Source organism: Pseudomonas sp. 43(2021) (assembly GCF_017490805.1).
Lineage (GTDB): Bacteria > Pseudomonadota > Gammaproteobacteria > Pseudomonadales > Pseudomonadaceae > Aquipseudomonas.
This window is the reverse complement of sequence record NZ_JAFGYJ010000004.1, coordinates 96,422-111,282: the sequence shown is the minus strand read 5'-3', so window position 1 is coordinate 111,282 and position 14,861 is coordinate 96,422. Positions and strand designations below refer to the sequence as shown.

The 14,861-nt window shown below is 65.2% G+C and carries 14 protein-coding genes; 6 read left to right on the top strand and 8 right to left on the bottom strand.

Annotated features, from left to right (window positions below; translation table 11 throughout):
• Window positions 1-60 precede the first annotated feature (60 nt).
• Both nosP and J5M71_RS04845 read left to right on the top strand, forming a co-directional pair.
• A complete protein-coding gene (gene nosP / locus J5M71_RS04850) occupies window positions 61-1,224 on the top strand; it encodes a nitric oxide-sensing protein NosP (RefSeq protein WP_207830345.1) in 1,164 nt (387 codons plus the stop codon).
• Complete coding sequence (locus tag J5M71_RS04845; protein WP_207830343.1) at window positions 1,193-3,091, top strand: NahK/ErcS family hybrid sensor histidine kinase/response regulator; 1,899 nt, start codon at window positions 1,193-1,195, stop codon at window positions 3,089-3,091. Before nosP ends, J5M71_RS04845 begins: the two co-directional genes overlap by 32 nt.
• Before the next feature lie 106 nt (window positions 3,092-3,197).
• Here the strand turns inward: J5M71_RS04845 and J5M71_RS04840 are convergent, their stop codons facing one another.
• The 6 genes from J5M71_RS04840 to J5M71_RS04815 form a co-directional block, all read right to left on the bottom strand.
• Complete coding sequence (locus J5M71_RS04840) at window positions 3,198-3,863, bottom strand: response regulator transcription factor (protein ID WP_063913564.1); 666 nt, start codon at window positions 3,861-3,863, stop codon at window positions 3,198-3,200.
• 58 nt (window positions 3,864-3,921) lie between these two features.
• Window positions 3,922-4,482 carry a PQQ-dependent catabolism-associated CXXCW motif protein gene (locus J5M71_RS04835; protein ID WP_063913563.1) on the bottom strand — a complete coding sequence of 187 codons (561 nt, stop codon included), beginning with the start codon at window positions 4,480-4,482 and terminating at the stop codon, window positions 3,922-3,924.
• Between the two features lie 167 nt (window positions 4,483-4,649).
• Window positions 4,650-5,441: an ABC transporter permease gene (locus J5M71_RS04830; protein ID WP_013972167.1), complete on the bottom strand. Its 792-nt coding sequence runs from the start codon at window positions 5,439-5,441 to the stop codon at window positions 4,650-4,652.
• Window positions 5,438-6,178 (bottom strand): ABC transporter ATP-binding protein, encoded by a 741-nt coding sequence (locus J5M71_RS04825; RefSeq protein ID WP_207830341.1) that lies wholly within the window; start codon window positions 6,176-6,178, stop codon window positions 5,438-5,440. The genes J5M71_RS04830 and J5M71_RS04825 overlap by 4 nt, the downstream gene beginning before the upstream one ends.
• Window positions 6,175-7,164, bottom strand: coding sequence for a YVTN family beta-propeller repeat protein (locus J5M71_RS04820; RefSeq protein WP_207830339.1), 990 nt, complete (start codon window positions 7,162-7,164; stop codon window positions 6,175-6,177). The genes J5M71_RS04825 and J5M71_RS04820 overlap by 4 nt, the downstream gene beginning before the upstream one ends.
• A 31-nt stretch (window positions 7,165-7,195) precedes the next feature.
• Window positions 7,196-8,380 (bottom strand): ABC transporter substrate-binding protein, encoded by a 1,185-nt coding sequence (locus J5M71_RS04815; protein ID WP_207830336.1) that lies wholly within the window; start codon window positions 8,378-8,380, stop codon window positions 7,196-7,198.
• A gap of 153 nt (window positions 8,381-8,533) precedes the next feature.
• Here J5M71_RS04815 and J5M71_RS04810 point away from each other — a divergent pair, with 153 nt between their 5' ends.
• Window positions 8,534-9,808: a histidine kinase gene (locus tag J5M71_RS04810; RefSeq protein WP_207830333.1), complete on the top strand. Its 1,275-nt coding sequence runs from the start codon at window positions 8,534-8,536 to the stop codon at window positions 9,806-9,808.
• Window positions 9,808-10,446: a response regulator transcription factor gene (locus J5M71_RS04805; protein ID WP_207830330.1), complete on the top strand. Its 639-nt coding sequence runs from the start codon at window positions 9,808-9,810 to the stop codon at window positions 10,444-10,446. The genes J5M71_RS04810 and J5M71_RS04805 overlap by 1 nt, the downstream gene beginning before the upstream one ends.
• An 85-nt stretch (window positions 10,447-10,531) precedes the next feature.
• Here the strand turns inward: J5M71_RS04805 and J5M71_RS04800 are convergent, their stop codons facing one another.
• On the bottom strand, window positions 10,532-11,191 hold the full coding sequence (locus J5M71_RS04800) for a pentapeptide repeat-containing protein (RefSeq protein ID WP_207830327.1): 660 nt from the start codon (window positions 11,189-11,191) through the stop codon (window positions 10,532-10,534).
• A gap of 67 nt (window positions 11,192-11,258) precedes the next feature.
• Entirely contained in the window at window positions 11,259-13,154 is a 1,896-nt protein-coding gene (gene exaA, locus J5M71_RS04795; RefSeq protein WP_207830323.1) for a quinoprotein ethanol dehydrogenase, read from the bottom strand.
• A gap of 254 nt (window positions 13,155-13,408) precedes the next feature.
• Here exaA and pedF point away from each other — a divergent pair, with 254 nt between their 5' ends.
• Window positions 13,409-13,870 carry a cytochrome c-550 PedF gene (gene pedF, locus J5M71_RS04790; RefSeq protein ID WP_207830319.1) on the top strand — a complete coding sequence of 154 codons (462 nt, stop codon included), beginning with the start codon at window positions 13,409-13,411 and terminating at the stop codon, window positions 13,868-13,870.
• A 5-nt stretch (window positions 13,871-13,875) separates the two neighbouring features.
• Window positions 13,876-14,751, top strand: a complete 876-nt coding sequence (locus J5M71_RS04785) for a transporter substrate-binding domain-containing protein (protein WP_207830316.1) — start codon at window positions 13,876-13,878, stop codon at window positions 14,749-14,751.
• Window positions 14,752-14,861 lie beyond the last annotated feature (110 nt).

Here is a 14,861-nt window from a genome sequence, read left to right as displayed (position 1 = left end):
TCGTCCCCGGTACCCACCTTCGTACACTGAACCCTCAGCCACCCCGCGCCGGAGACCACGATGCAGCAGGCTCACAACGACGGTGTGGTCAGCGCCATGTCCCAGGCAACCGACGCCCGGCTGGCAGCCCAGGAGCTGGCGGCGCAGTTGCTGCACCCGCACCTGGGCTTCGTGCTGTTCTTCTGCTCTGCCGAATACGACCTGCAAGCCCTGGGCGAGGCCCTGGAGCAGGGCTTTGGTGGTATCCGCCTGGTCGGTTGCACCAGCGCCGGCGAAATCACCCCGCTGGGCTACGGCCGCAATTGCATAACGGCGGTAGGGTTCGACCATCGGCACTTTTCCATCGCCACCGAGCTGATCGATGAAATGGAGCGCTTCAGCCTGATCGACGCCCAGCAGATGGTCGAGCGCCTGGTTGGCACCTGCCGCAGCAATACCCTGGCACCGATCAAGGGCCACAGCTTTGCCCTGACCCTGCTCGATGGCTTGTCCAGCCGTGAGGAGATGGTGCTCGCCGCCCTCAGTGCGGCCCTGGGCGACATCCCGCATTTCGGTGGGTCGGCCGGCGACGACAACTACCTGACCCGCACCCACGTGTATTTCGGTGGCGCGTTCCACCACGGTGCGGCGGTGGTGGTGCTGGTCAACACCTGGCTCGACTTCGAAGTATTCACCACCCACCACATCCTGCCGCGCCAGGAAAAGCTGGTGGTCACCGGTGCCGACAGTGCCCAGCGACGGGTCTTCGAACTGAATGCCGAGCCTGCTGCCGAGGAGTACGCCCGGCACATCGGCGTGCCGGTGGACGAGCTCGACCACCGGGTGTTCGCCGCCCATCCGCTGGCCGTGCGCATCCACGACCAGTATTACGTGCGGGCGATCCAGCAGGTGCACCCGGACCTGAGCCTGAGCTTCTACTGCGCGGTGGAAAACGGCATCGTGCTCACCGCCATGACCCCGGGCCCGTTGTTACCGAACCTGCAGCAGTTGTTCGAAGGCTTGCAGCAACGCCTCGGCCCGCTGCTGCTGACCATCGGTTGCGATTGCTTCCTGCGGCGGCTGGAGTTGCAAGCCCATCACGGCCTGGAGCCGATCGGCGCGTTCCTGCGCGAGCAGCGGGTGATCGGCTTCAACACCTATGGAGAACAGTTCAATGGCATGCACATCAACCAGACCTTCACCGGGGTCGCCATTGCCCGCAACCGGCCTCCTGTCGGTCGCTGAACTGCAGGCCGAGGTCGCCCGGCTGCAGCACCAGAACCACAAGCTGCAGCGCATCAACGGCGCGCTGATAGAACGCATCGAGTCCGGCGTAACGCGTGGCAATGACCCTTACGCCGCGTTCCAGCATTCGGTGGTGCTGGCCGAACAGGTGCGCGAACGCACCGAAGCGCTGAACCAGGCCATGGCCGAGCTCAAGGCCGTCAACCGCCTGCTCAGCGAGGCCCGGCAGCGGGCCGAGACTGCCCACCAGCACCAGATTCGCCTGATCACCGACCATGTGCCGGCGCTGATCGCCTACCTGAATGCCGACCTGGTCTACGAATTCACCAACAAGGTCTACGAAGAATGGTACTGCTGGCCCCGCGGCGTGATGCTGGGCCAGAGCCTGCGCGAGGCCCACAGCGAACAGCATTACCAGCGCCTGGAGGCCTATGTGACACGGGCGCTGGCGGGGGAGAGCGTCACCTTCGAGTTTGCCGAGACCAACATCAACGGCCAGGAACGCTATATGCTGCGCTCCTATGTGCCGAACCGCCTGGCCAACGGTGAAGTGGTGGGCATCTTCGTGTTGATCCGCGACATCACCGAGCGCCGTAATACCGCACAGGCGCTGCACCAGGCCTATCAGCATCTGGAGCAACGGGTACGCGAGCGCACTGCCGAGCTGACCAGCCTCAACGAGCAGTTGCTGCGCGAAATCGAAGAGCGCAGCCGGGTGGAATCGCGCCTGCGCGAGGCCAAGCGCGAGGCCGAGCAGGCCAACCTGTCGAAAACCAAATTCCTTGCTGCCGTCAGCCATGACCTGCTGCAACCGCTGAACGCGGCGCGGCTGTTCACCAGTGCCTTGCTCGAACACCGCGAGCTGCAAAACAGTGCTCATCTGGTACGTAATGTCAGCAACTCCCTGGAGGATGTGGAGAACCTGCTAGGTACCCTGGTGGACATTTCCAAGCTCGATGCCGGGGTAATCAAGGCCGATGTCGCCCCGTTCGCCCTGCGCGAACTGATGGACAACCTCGCTGCCGAATATGCCCAGGTGGCGCGCAGCGAAGGGCTTGAGCTGCATTTCGTGGGTTGCTCTGCCGTGGTGCGCAGCGACATCCAGCTGCTGGCGCGGATCCTGCGCAACCTGCTCAGCAATGCCATTCGCTACACCCCCAGCGGCCGCGTGGTACTGGGTTGCCGGCGCCAGCGTGGCGGCCTGCGGATCGAAGTGTGGGACAGCGGAATCGGTATTGCCGAGGAGCACCTGGAAGAAATGTTCCAGGAGTTCAGGCGCGGCGATGTGCAGCGCCCGGACCAGGACCGCGGGTTGGGCCTGGGCCTGGCGATCGTGGAAAAGATCGCTGGCATCCTCGGCCACCGGATTCGGGTGCGCTCATGGCTGGGCAAAGGCTCGGTATTCGCGGTCGAAGTGCCGCTGAGCGCCACCGCGCCCAAGGCCCAGCCGAGCCTGGCGATCAGCGAGCCGATGCTCGAACGCCTGCGCGGGGCGCGGGTGTGGGTGCTGGATAACGATGCGGCGATTTGTGCCGGCATGCGCACCCTGCTGGAGGGGTGGGGCTGCCAGGTGGTCACCGCACTGTCGGAGGAGGACCTGGCGCGCCAGGTGGACAACTACCATGCCGAAGCCGACCTGCTGATCGCCGACTATCACCTGGACAACGACTGCAATGGCGTCGATGCCGTGGCGCGGATCAATGCCCGCCGCGCCCAGCCGCTACCGGCGATGATGATCACCGCCAACTACAGCAACGAGCTCAAGCAACAGATCCGCGAGCTGGGCCACACCCTGATGCACAAGCCGGTGCGGCCGATGAAGCTGAAGGCGGCGATGAGCCATTTACTGGGCAGCAGCGTGGCATAGCCGCCGGCCTATTCGCGGGCTTGCCCGCTCCCACAGGGTTCCCGCAGTTTTCAGTGTTGCGCAATACCTGTGGGAGCGGGCAAGCCCGCGAAGAGGCCGGAACAGGTCAGCGGCGCAGGTAATCACCGAAATCGATATCACCGGCACTGAGGATGGCCTGCACCCGGTTGTGCACGTTGAGTTTGCGCAGGATCGCCGAAACGTGGGCCTTGACCGTGGTCTCGGCGATATCCAGGGTGTAGGCGATCTGCTTGTTCGATTCGCCCTTGGTCATGCGCTCGAGCACCAGCAACTGCTTGCGGGTCAAGGCCTGGAGCATCTCCGGCGGGAAGCTCGGGGCATCGCTCAGGCGCCGGCTGGTGCTGCTTTTCTGAGCGCGGATGATATCGGGCGGCAGGTAGACATTGCCGTTGAGGATCTGCTCGATCGCTTCGATCATCTGTGAGCGTGGCGAGGACTTGGTGATGAAACCCACCGCACCGTAGGTGATGGCCTGCAGCACGATCTGCTTTTCCTGCTCGGCCGAAACGATCACCACCGGCGTGGTCGGTGCCTCGTTGCGCAGGGTGATCAGGCCATTGAGGCCATGCATGCCGGGCATGTTCAGGTCGAGCAGGATCAGGTCGAGGTCGTCGTGCTCGTGGGTCAGCGCCAGGGCACTGTCCAGGTCGGCAGTTTCCATGACTTCGCTGCCCTGGAAACCATCGCTGATAACGTTGTGGATGGCTTCGCGAAACAGGGGGTGATCGTCGGCAATCAGAATTTTGTACATGGCCTTTTCACCTCGTTTTTATTGGATGGAGCGGGGCACGCGTTCGCAGGCAATGAACTCAGGGGAAGGGTTCCGGCTGTGCCGGTTGCAGTGGCAGGTTGGCTTGCTGCCAGGCGTCCAGGCCGTCGCGATACCAATACAGATTCTTATAGCCCAGGGCTTTTGCGCGTTTTACCGCGTTCCAGCTCAACCAGCAATCGGAGCGGCAGTAAAAGACCAGCGGTTGCTCCGTGCGCCCGGCGGTGGCTTTTTGCAGGTTGCGCACGAAGTAATCGTGCCACGCTGGGCTCAGCTCGCCGTCGCCGGTGTTGGCCAGCCAGCGGCTGCCGGGGATGTTGGTGTGGGGTTCATCTTCGATGAAGCGGCCCTGCAGCCATTGGCGGCGATAGACGTCGATCAGCACCGGCTTTGGGGTGTGCCCCAGCAGGTTTTGCAGCGTGGCGGTGTCGATGACCTGGCCGCCTTCGACCTGCTGTGGGGTCGGGCTGCGGTAGAGGGTAGTGCGATAGCCCTCGGCGGAAAACAGCGGTGTGCTGTCGGCCTGGGCTATGCCCAGCGTCAGGCTCAGCGAAAGCGCCGCCAGCAATGGGCGTGGCAGCCGGGGCAGGGCACGTGGCATGGGGTTTATCCTTTTTGTTATAGGCCCATTACATGCCAGTGGCGGGGTATTGTGAATGCGACGATCAGACAGCAAAGGCAGTACTAAAGTAGTAGATGGCCGTGCGCGCAACCCTGTGGGAGCGGGCGCGCCCGCAGGGTTCGCGCTAAGCAAGGGATCGCTGCCGCTCAGCGCGGCTTGCGCAGCGCCGCATGCTGGGGGTTGAAGGTGAGGATCGCCAGCAGGGTGAACAACACGGTCAGCCCCAGGCATACCGCCAGCGCCAGCGGGTTGAAGCGTTCATACAAGGCAAAGCGCACCAGTTCCACGGCATGGGTGAACGGGTTCACGGCGCACAGCCAATACAGCCACTGGCTTGCCTCGCGCATCTTCCACAACGGGTACAGCGCCGAGGACAGGAAGAACAGCGGGAATATCACGAAGTTCATCACCCCGGCAAAGTTCTCCAGCTGGCGAATCGCATTCGACAGCAACAGCCCCAGGGCGCTGAGCATCAGCGCCACCAGCAACAACGCCGGCAGCGCCAGCAACAGACCCGCAGCCGGTGGTTGCACGCCATACAACCAGGCGATGGCGAGGAAGGCGTATACCTGCAGCAGGGAAATCAACGAGGTCGCCAGCAGCTTGCTGCCGAGCAGGAATGGCCGCGGCAATGGGCTGGTCAGCAGCACGCGCATGCTGCCCATCTCCCGGTCATAGACCATCGACAACGAGCCCTGCATGCCGTTGAACAGCAGGATCATGCAGGCAAGGCCCGGGATGATGTACACCTCGTAGGGAATGTAGGTGTCGTAGGGCTCGATGATCGCAATGCCCAGGGCCGCGCGAAAGCCGGCGGCGAACACCAGCAACCACAGCAACGGGCGCACCAGGGCGCTGAGGAAGCGTGTGCGCTGCAAGACGAAACGCAGGCATTCGCGCAGGAGAATGCCGTTGAAGCACTGCCAGTAAGCGTTCATCGGGCATTGACTCCTGTGGGGGCGCTGGTCAGGCGGGCAAAGGCATGGTCGAGGTCACCGCCGTGCTCCAGGCTCAGGGCATCGGCCGTGCCGCTGGCCACCAGGCGCCCCTGATGCAGAATCAGCAGGTCGTCGCTGGGCTGCACTTCGTCCAGCAAATGGGTGGTCCACAGCACACTGAGGCGCTGCTCGCGGCACAGCAGCCGCAGGTGCTGGTTGAGCGCCAGGCGGCTGGCCGGGTCAAGGCCGACGCTGGCCTCGTCGAGCAACAGCAAGCGCGGTTCATGCAGCAGTGCGCGGGCAATCTCCACCCGGCGCCGATGGCCGATGTTCAGCGCCCGAACCGGCTCACGCCGCCGCTCATCGAGGCCCTGGCGGGCCAGTTCGGCATCGACCCGAATAGTGCCCTGGCGCCGCGACAGGCCATGTAGCGAAGCGTGGTAGCGCAGGTTCTGCTCCACGCTCAGGTCCAGGTCCAGGGTGCTTTGCTGGAACACCACGCCCAGCTGGCGCAAGGCCGGGCGCGCCGCGTTGCGCAGCGAGCAGCCGCACACGCGGATGTCGCCATGCTGCAGGTCGTACAGCCGGGTGAGCAGGGCGATCAAGGTCGACTTGCCGGCACCGTTGGGCCCCAGCAAGGCGGCGAAGCGCCCGGGCGCCAGGCTGAAGCCGACCTGCCTGAGCGCCTCGCGCTGGCCGTAGGCAAAGCTCACGTCACTGACTTCGAGGGTATTCATGGCGTCACCACCACGCCCCAGGGGTAGCGGCCGACCTTCACCGACTTGAGCACCTTGAGGTTTTTTGCATCGATCACCGAAACGTCGCCGCTGACCCCGTTGGTGGCCAGCAACTGGCTCTGGTCCGGGGTGAACGCCAGCTGCCAGACCCGCCGGCCCACCAGCAGGTAGTCGAGTACTTCGTAGGTGTTGGCGTCGACCACTGCTACATGGTTGGCCGGGCCCAGGGCGACGAATGCGTACTTGCCATCGGCGCTGAGCTTGATGCCCACCGGCTGGACCTTGTCCGGGTGCACGCCCTTGATCTGGAAGTTGAGGGTTTTCAGCACCTGGCGGCTGGCCACATCGAGGATGGTCACCGTGCCGCCGATTTCCGCCGAGGCCCACAGTCGCGAGCCGTCCTGGCTGAACTCGACGAAGCGCGGCCGCTGGTCCACCGGGGTGCTTTCCGCCAGGGTCTGGGTGCTGGTATCGATCCAGTGCAGCATGTTGGTGGTCTCGCTGGTGTTGACCGCCCACTTGCCATCCGGGCTCACCGCCATGCCTTCGGGCTCGATGCCGACATCGATCTGCCCGAGCACCTTGTCGGTCTGGGTATCGATCACCGTCACCAGCGCGTCGTCCTCGTTGGACACGTACAGCCAGCGGTCGTTGGGGTGCAGGGCGAACTGCTCGGGGTCCTTGCCGGAGGGCAGTTCCTTGATGATCTTGCGGGTGGCCACGTCCATCACCTGCACCCGGTCCGAATCGCTGGCGCAGATGTACAGCAGCGTGTTGTCGTGGGACAGCAGCAGGCCGCGCGGGCGCTGGCCCACCGGCAGGGTCTCGGTGACTTGCAGGGTGTGCATGTCGATCAGGCTGAGGCTGTTGTCCTTCTCGTTCGACACCCAGGCAGTGGCGGCCACGGCGTGCCCGCCGGCAAGGGCCAGGGCGCCCGACAGCAGGCTTGGGTAAAGCAGTGCCCGGTGAAACGGGGAGCGGCGCATGGCGAAATCCTTTTTTGTTGTGGTTATCGGGTCAGGGGTAGCCGCAGGTCACTTCGGGCTTGTCGTAGCCCAGGCTGTCCATTTCGTTGAACGGGTGCAGGAAGCCCTCCTGCGGCGAGGTGCTGACCAGGGCCCGCGGTTGTACCAGCGGGATCGGTTGGCGCAGCTCGCCGTTCCACGGGCGGTAGCTGAGCTTGCGGCCCTTGAAACCGTCCAGCGGCAACTGCTCGCTGAGCAACAGTTGCTGCAGGGCACGGGGCTCGGCCTGGCGCAGTTTGTTCACTGCGCTGGCGACGCTGCGCACGGCCATCCAGGCGGCGAAGTCGCGGTCGTTCATCCAGCGCCCGGCCTGGGCTTCGAAGCGCTTTTGCAACTGCGCCGCGCCGAAGGTTTCCACGGTCTTGTGCCAGCCGGTGGGGGTCAGGCCCTGAGTGCCGGCCACCGGGCGCGGGTACCAGGTCTGGTAGGGCAGGTACTCGCCGAAGTCGCCGCGTTCGTCGGCCACCAGCACCACGTCGTACTCGGCGGTTTGCGTGAACAGTGGCATGTCGGCCTGGGCGCTGCGACGCTGGTCGTTGTCGAATGTCCAGGCTTTCTCCGCCACCAGCTGCATGCCAAAGCGTTTCATGGAGCGGCGCAGGGCCGCCGCGTAAGCCCGGTCGTCGTCGGTCTGGCCAACGATCAACAGCGCCCGCTGCCACTTGCGCAGCACCAGGAACTGCGCCAGGGCATCGGCCAGCATGGCGCGGCCGGGCAGGCTGTGCAGCACATTGCCCAGGCACTGGCTGCTGCGCAGGCTGTCGTCCGGGCTGCCGGCGTTGAACAGCAGGCTGTCGGGCAGGGCGGCCGACAGCGCGCGCAGGCTGGCGGCGGGGGCATTTACCACGAACAGTCGCAGGCCCTGGTCATGCTGGGCCTTGGCGGCTTGCAGCAGGGCTTCGGGGCTGTCGACGCTGGCCTTGGCCAGTTGGAATTCCTGTTTGAGAAAGCGCCCGCTGCTGTTGCTGTCGACAATGGCCAGTTCGGCGCCCTGCAGCCCGGCATCGGCGGGCTCGGGGATGATGTTGGACAGCAGCGGGCCGGGATCGGGGCGATAGCCCAGGTAGCCGATACGCACCTGCAGCGGTTCAGCGACCTTGGCCTGTGCGGGGGGCGCCGGCAGCGTCGCGGCCAGGGCCAGCAGGCAGGTCAGGGCAAGGTGGGCAGGCTGGCGCATAAAGCAACTCCACGGCAGATGGCGCCAGCATAGGAAGCCCGCCGGGAGGGGGAAATATGCAGAAAGTAGCGCACGGCCGGTACCAAGGTAGTAATTCGCCACGCGGGCCCGGGTTTTACGATGGGCCGCAGCACCCTCGGAGGAGAACCGCCCATGCGCCTTGTGAACCTGTCGGCCCTGTGGCGGATCAACCTCTGGGTCACGTGTTGCTTCGCGCTGGTGACGCTGGCTTGTGCCGGGGTGCTGTTGCATCAGGCGGTGGCTGATGTGGAGCGGGAGTTGCAGTCGGCCGAGGCCGTAGTGGCGTACCTCGGCGACACCGCCGAGCGCGACCCGCAGCGCCTGCAACCACGGCTGACGCAAAGCCTGCGCCATGTGCGGGTGCACTGGCTGGCGGCGGATGAGGCAGCGCGGCTGCCGCAAGAGGCCGGCCTGGATGCCTGGCTGGGCCGCCAACTGCTTGGCCAGCGCCACGGCAGCAGCCGGCTGCTGGAACTGGGTGACGGCCGCCGGGTAGTGATCGCCGTGGATGCCCGGGATGAAATCGACGAGGTCCGCGACTCCCTGCAGCAGCTGTTGGTCCTGTGCGGCCTGGCGTTGTTGCTGAGCTTGTTGACCATCCGCTGGGCGGTGCGGCGGGGCATGGGCTTGCTGGACGATCTGCTGCAGGCCTTGCGCCAGGTCTCGGGCGGCCAATTGACCACTCGCCTGCGCGAGGCCGGCCTGCCGGAGGCGCGCCAGCTGGCGGAGCACTTCAACCGCATGACCGCGTCTCTGGAGCAGGCCCGGGCCGACAATACCCAACTGACCCAGGCCCTGCTGGCGGTGCAGGAGCAGGAGCGCACTCAGCTGGCGCAGACCCTGCACGACGACCTTGGGCAATACCTGGCGGGTATTCGCGCCCAACTCTGCCTGCTGCGCATGGTGGCCGACCAGCCCACCATGGTGGCGCAGACGACACGTGCCCTGGAGCTCGATTGCGAACGCCTGCAGCAGGGTTTTCGCGCCTTGGTACACGACCTGTATCCGCTGGCGTTGCAACACATGCCGCTGGCCGAAGCCTTTGGCCTGCTGGTGAGCCAATGGCAGGCCAGCCAGGGTATCGAATGCCGCTTGCGGGTCGGCGAGCAACTGCCGGTGCTGCCCGGGGCGAGCCGCACGCATTTGTATCGCTTGCTGCAGGAGGCGTTGACCAACGTCGCCCGACACGCCGGCGCCAGCCAGGTGCGGGTGCGCCTGCAACGCAGCGCCAAGGGCTTGCGCCTGCTGGTTCGCGACAACGGTTGTGGCGCGAGCCAGCCCCAGCGCCCCGGGGTAGGCCTGCACTCGATGGCCGAGCGCGCCCGCAGCCTGGGCGGTGAACTGCGCATCCTCAGCCGCCCGGGTGCCGGCTGGGCGCTGGCCCTGAACATTCCTATGGAGGTGTGATGAATATCGTATTGGTCGATGACCACGCCGTGGTCCGCCAGGGCTATGCCAGCCTGCTGCGGGCGGTGCTGCCGACAATACAGGTGCGTGAGGCTGCCAGTGGCGAAGAGGCGCTGGCCCGGGTACAGGAGCAAGTGCCCAACCTGATGATAATGGACTTTGGCCTGCCAGGCATCAGCGGCCTGGAAACCACCCGGCGCCTGCGTCAGCGCCTGCCGCAGCTGCGGGTGCTGTTCTTCAGCATGCATGACGAGCTGCCGCTGGTGCGCCAGGCACTGGACGCGGGGGCCTCGGGTTACCTGACCAAGAACTCGGCACCCGAAGTGCTGATCGAGGCGGTGCAGCGGGTGTTGGCCGGGCATGCCTATATCGAACAGCCTTTGGCCACCCAGCTGGCCTGTACCTCACAGCAGAACGCCAGTGACCCGCGCCTGCAGCGCATGACCCAGCGTGAGCTGGAGATTTTCGTGATGCTGGCCAAGGGTACACCGGTGCGGGGGATTGCCGAGCAGCTGTGCATCAGCGCCAAGACCGTGTCCAACCACCTGACCGTGCTCAAGAGCAAGTTGCAGGTCAGCTCCCATGCCGAGCTGGTGCACCTGGGGATTGATCTGGGGGTGGTGCGGGTGGCGGGGTGAGGTCTTTATGGGTCGGGTCCGGACCCTGTGGCAGCGGGCATGCCCGCTCCCACAGGTAACCGAGCGGTTGCAAAAATGGCAGCGCTCAATTGTCCCAGGTCTCAGGGCACCCCTTGCATCCTTCCATGTTGGCCTCCTGAAAATTCCCGTAATGCTGCCGCGCCCCACGCAAGTCGGCGCGGGCCAGGTTGCTCTGGCCGAACTTGGCCTCCTGCAGGTTGGCATCGCCAAGGTCGGCCCCTTGCAGGTCAGCCTTGCTCAGCCAGGCCATTTCCAGGTCCGCTGCCCGCAGGTTGGCCTGGTGCATCTTCGCCCCTGACAACCTGGCCAACTGCAGGTAGGCCGCGCTGAGGTCGGCCTTGGCAAATTGCGCACCCTGGGCAAACAGGCCCCAGCCCTGAATCGCCACCAGCCGGCCATGGCTCAGGTCGGCCAGGCGCAGGTTGCTCTGCTGCAGGCTGGCGCGGGTCAGATTGGCGCCCTGCAGGCGTGCCTTTTCCAGGTTGGCCAGGTCCAGCCGGGCATGGCGCAGGTCGGCATCGCGCAGGTCGGCGCCGGCCAGGTTCATCTTGCGCAGGTCCTGGTTGGCCAGGTTGGCACCACGCAGGTCGGCCCCCGGACACTGGCTGGCTTCGGCAATCACGCAACCATTGATTGTCAGGGGGGTATCGGTGCCAGCGTCGTCGGCATTGTCGGCCATGGCAGGGGATAGCACGATCAGCAAGGCAAGTGGCAGGTAGTTCATGGTGAAAGGCTCCTGGCAGGAGAAAGGCAGAAGCGGGGAGGGGCGCAGGCCCGCTCCCCGCTGCAGGTCAACGCTGTGCAGTCTTGTTGTCCCAGCTGGGGATCTTGAACACCCAGAACGAACCGCCCTGGGCTACCGGCTTGGTCAGCTCGGCCATGTCGCCGCCCCACAGCGGCACCGCACCGCCGTAGCCCACGGTCACGCCGATGTACTGCTCGCCGTCCTGCTCCCAGGTGATCGGCGGCGAGACGATGCCGCTGCCGGTCTGGAACTTCCACAGCTCCTTGCCCGTTTTGGCGTCGAAGGCCTTGAAGAAACCGTCGCCGGTGCCGGTGAACACCAGGTTGCCCTTGGTCGCCAGCACGCCGGCCCACAGCGGCAGGTGCTCCTTGTGCTCCCACACCAGCTTGCCGGTGGTCGGGTCCATGGCGCGGAGGGTGCCGACGTGATCGTCATACATGCGCTTGATGCGGAAGCCCATGCCCAGGTAGGCCGAACCCTTTTTGTAGTTCACTTCCTCGGTCCAGTACTCCTCCTTCCACTGGTTGCCGGGGATGTAGAACAGGCCGGTGTCCTGGCTGTAGGCCATGGGGTTCCAGTTCTTGCCGCCAAGGAACGGTGGCGAGACCTCCACCGGCTTGCCCTTGGTTTCGCCCGGCAGCGGTTTGGCCGGGCGCTGCCCGGGGTTCTCCACCGGGCGCCCGGTCTTGAGGTCGATGTGGCTGGCCCAGGTGATGTTGTCTACGAAGGGGAAGGCGTTCTGCAGTTTGCCGTTGCTACGGTCCACCACATAGAAGAAACCGTTGCGGTCGGCGTGGGCGGTGGCCTTGACCTGCTTGCCATCCTTGCCCTTGTAGTCGAACAGCACCAGCTCGTTGTTGCCGGAGAAATCCCAGGCATCATTGGGCGTGTGCTGGTAGAACCACTTCACCTCGCCGGTGCTCGGGTCGACGCCGACCTGCCCTGAGGTATACAGGCTGTCGAAGTCCTGCGGGTTGCCATCCTTCGAGGTGCGCGCCCAGGTGTTCCAGGGGCCGGGGTTGCCCGCGCCGACAATGATGGTATTGGTCTCGGGGTCGAAACTGGCGCTTTGCCAAGGGGCGCCACCGCCATGGCTCCAGGCTTCGACCTTACCGGTTTCGGTGGTGGGGTCGTCCGGCCAGGACGGTGCTTTGACGTCACCGGTCGGGGTGCTGTCCTTGCCGTTCAGGCGGCCCATGTGGCCTTCGACGAAGGGCCGCATCCACACTTCTTCGCCGGTTTCCGGGTCGCGGGCGAACAGTTGGCCGACCACGCCGAATTCATCGCCGGAGCTGCCGTGGATCAGCAGCACCTTGCCGCTGGTCTTGTCCTTGATCAGCACCGGGGCGCCGGTCATGGTGTAGCCGGCACTGTGGTCGCCGAACTTCTTGTTCCACACCACCTTGCCGGTGCGCTTGTCGAGGGCGATGACCCGCGCGTCCAGGGTGCCGAAGTAGATCTTGTCGCCGTAGATCGCCGCGCCGCGATTGACCACGTCGCAGCAGGGGCGAATGTTGTCCGGCAGGCGGTGGTTGTAGGTCCAAAGGCGCTTGCCGGTTTTGGCATCGAGGGCGAACACCCGCGAGTAGGAGCCGGTGACGTAGACCACGCCGTCGCTGACGATGGCCTGGGATTCCTGGCCGCGCTGCTTCTCGTCGCCGAAGGAATAGGACCAGGCCGGGGTCAGCTTGAACACGTTCTGGTCATTGACCTGGGCCAGCGGGCTCCAGCGCTGGGCGTTGGTGCCCATGCCGTACTGCAGCACGTCCTGGGTGGTCAGGTGGTCGTTGGCGATGTCTTCCCAGGTCACGTTCTTGCTGGCAGGTGCTGCTGGGGCGGTGGCCGCCGTGGCCGCGTTGCTCAGGGCCAGGCTACCGACCAGCAGCAAGGCCCGCACGCTCAGGGCCAGAGGGGAAAGGGCGGGTAGCGTTCTTGTTGTCATGGTTGCAGTTCCCAGTGGAAGTTTTGGCCTGCACAGGGTGGGGCGGGGCGGACGTTGCGGGATACGGAAAAAGTCCCGCCCTTGCCGGGAATAGTTCCCGCGGGGCACCTCATTTGGCCCTTCGCCACAAGCCCTACTACCAAGGGATTAAGGCCCGGCCACCAAAGCAGCATTCGGCCGCCTGCGGGCTGTTTCTAAGATGGCGGCACGGCCTCTGTGGTTGAGGCCTTGCGTGCAATCGTGAGGGCATAAGAATGACAACAAAACGCAACGTCTTGCTGGCTGCCGGGCTGCTTGCCAGTGCAGTGCTGACCGGCACGGCCTGGGCACATGGCAATGTGGTGCCCCAGGCCGTGGAAACCCAGGGCCTGACCCCGATCAAGGACGCCGGCGTAGCCCTGGATGGCGATGGCTGGGCGGCGGTCAACCCGTACCGCAGCTCTCCCGAGCACGACAAGGCGGTGGAAATCGGCGCCTCGGCCTACAACCAGAACTGCGCCGCCTGCCATGGCCTGGAGGCCAAGTCTGGCGGTATCGCCCCGGATTTGCGCATGCTCGATGCCGGCGAGGCCGGGGATGAATGGTTCGTCGAGCGGGTACGCCACGGCGCCGTCCGCGACGGCCGGGTGTACATGCCGAAGATGGCCGACTACCTGAGCCAGGAAGCCCTGTGGGCGGTGCGCACCTACCTGGACAGCGTGCACGTCGAGGAGTGACGGCCATGCGCCTGTTGGCGGTGCTGTTCAGTACCCTGCTGCTGTGTTGCGCGGCGGCGCAGGCACAGGTGCGCAGCTATGACGCGATCATCGCCGCCGGTGAACTGAAGGTGGCGGTGTACAAGGACTTCGCGCCCTACAGCTTCGAGGACCACGGCCAGCCACGCGGTGTCGACGTGGAACTGGCGCAGGCCCTGGCCACGGCGTTGGGGGTGCGTTTGCAGCTGGTCTGGGCGCCACCGGGGGAAAAGCTCGACGACGATCTGCGCGACTACATCTGGCGCGGCAGCCCGCTGCGTCACCAGCAACTGGCCGACCTGATGATGCGCGTGCCATACGACCACGCCTACGCGCAAAGGCGCAATGAGGTGGGCGAGTTGGAAAACGCCCAGGTGGTGATGTTCGGCCCCTATCAGGAGGAGCGCTGGCAGGTCGCCTACGATCGCCGCCGCCTGCCCTCGGTGGCCAGTGTCGCGGTGTTCCGGCAGCACCCGATCGGGGTCGAGGTGGACAGCGTGCCGTCGTTCTACCTGACTTCTGTGTTCAACGGCATGCTGAGTGCCAAAACCCATCATTACCCCAATGTGCAGCAGGCCTTCGGTGCCATGCAGGCCGGCCAGGTGGACGCGGTGATGGCGATGCGCGGCGAGGTTGACTGGCAATTGCACCAGGCCGCCGACCCGCAACTGGCACTGGCGGAAAACGCCTACCCGAACCTTGGCAAGCAGGCCTGGGAGATCGGCATGGCGGTGCATGAAAGCAACCGGCAGCTGGCCTATGCGGTGGAGGAGGCGCTTGAGGCGCTGATTCGTGATGGGCGGATGAAGGCGATTTATGCCAGTTACGGCCTGCGTTACCAGGTGCCGGAGATGTACCAGTAACAAGCTGCGCAGGCTTGCGGGTTTCTAAAGGCAACACATCCCCCCTGTGGGAGCGGGTTCACCGAGGCGTCGAACCGCCGCGAACACCAGCGAAGCCGGTGCCATATACC

What these genes read in the sequence shown, in the direction of transcription:
- J5M71_RS04805 (WP_207830330.1), top strand. Translation starts at nt 9,808, where the DNA reads ATGAATATCGTATTGGTCGATGACCACGCCGTGGTCCGCCAGGGCTAT.
- J5M71_RS04830 (WP_013972167.1), bottom strand. Translation starts at nt 5,441, where the DNA reads ATGAACGCTTACTGGCAGTGCTTCAACGGCATTCTCCTGCGCGAATGC.
- J5M71_RS04785 (WP_207830316.1), top strand. Translation starts at nt 13,876, where the DNA reads ATGCGCCTGTTGGCGGTGCTGTTCAGTACCCTGCTGCTGTGTTGCGCG.
- pedF (WP_207830319.1), top strand. Translation starts at nt 13,409, where the DNA reads ATGACAACAAAACGCAACGTCTTGCTGGCTGCCGGGCTGCTTGCCAGT.
- J5M71_RS04820 (WP_207830339.1), bottom strand. Translation starts at nt 7,164, where the DNA reads ATGCGCCGCTCCCCGTTTCACCGGGCACTGCTTTACCCAAGCCTGCTG.
- nosP (WP_207830345.1), top strand. Translation starts at nt 61, where the DNA reads ATGCAGCAGGCTCACAACGACGGTGTGGTCAGCGCCATGTCCCAGGCA.
- J5M71_RS04810 (WP_207830333.1), top strand. Translation starts at nt 8,534, where the DNA reads ATGCGCCTTGTGAACCTGTCGGCCCTGTGGCGGATCAACCTCTGGGTC.
- J5M71_RS04825 (WP_207830341.1), bottom strand. Translation starts at nt 6,178, where the DNA reads ATGAATACCCTCGAAGTCAGTGACGTGAGCTTTGCCTACGGCCAGCGC.
- J5M71_RS04835 (WP_063913563.1), bottom strand. Translation starts at nt 4,482, where the DNA reads ATGCCACGTGCCCTGCCCCGGCTGCCACGCCCATTGCTGGCGGCGCTT.
- J5M71_RS04800 (WP_207830327.1), bottom strand. Translation starts at nt 11,191, where the DNA reads ATGAACTACCTGCCACTTGCCTTGCTGATCGTGCTATCCCCTGCCATG.
- J5M71_RS04840 (WP_063913564.1), bottom strand. Translation starts at nt 3,863, where the DNA reads ATGTACAAAATTCTGATTGCCGACGATCACCCCCTGTTTCGCGAAGCC.
- J5M71_RS04815 (WP_207830336.1), bottom strand. Translation starts at nt 8,380, where the DNA reads ATGCGCCAGCCTGCCCACCTTGCCCTGACCTGCCTGCTGGCCCTGGCC.
- exaA (WP_207830323.1), bottom strand. Translation starts at nt 13,154, where the DNA reads ATGACAACAAGAACGCTACCCGCCCTTTCCCCTCTGGCCCTGAGCGTG.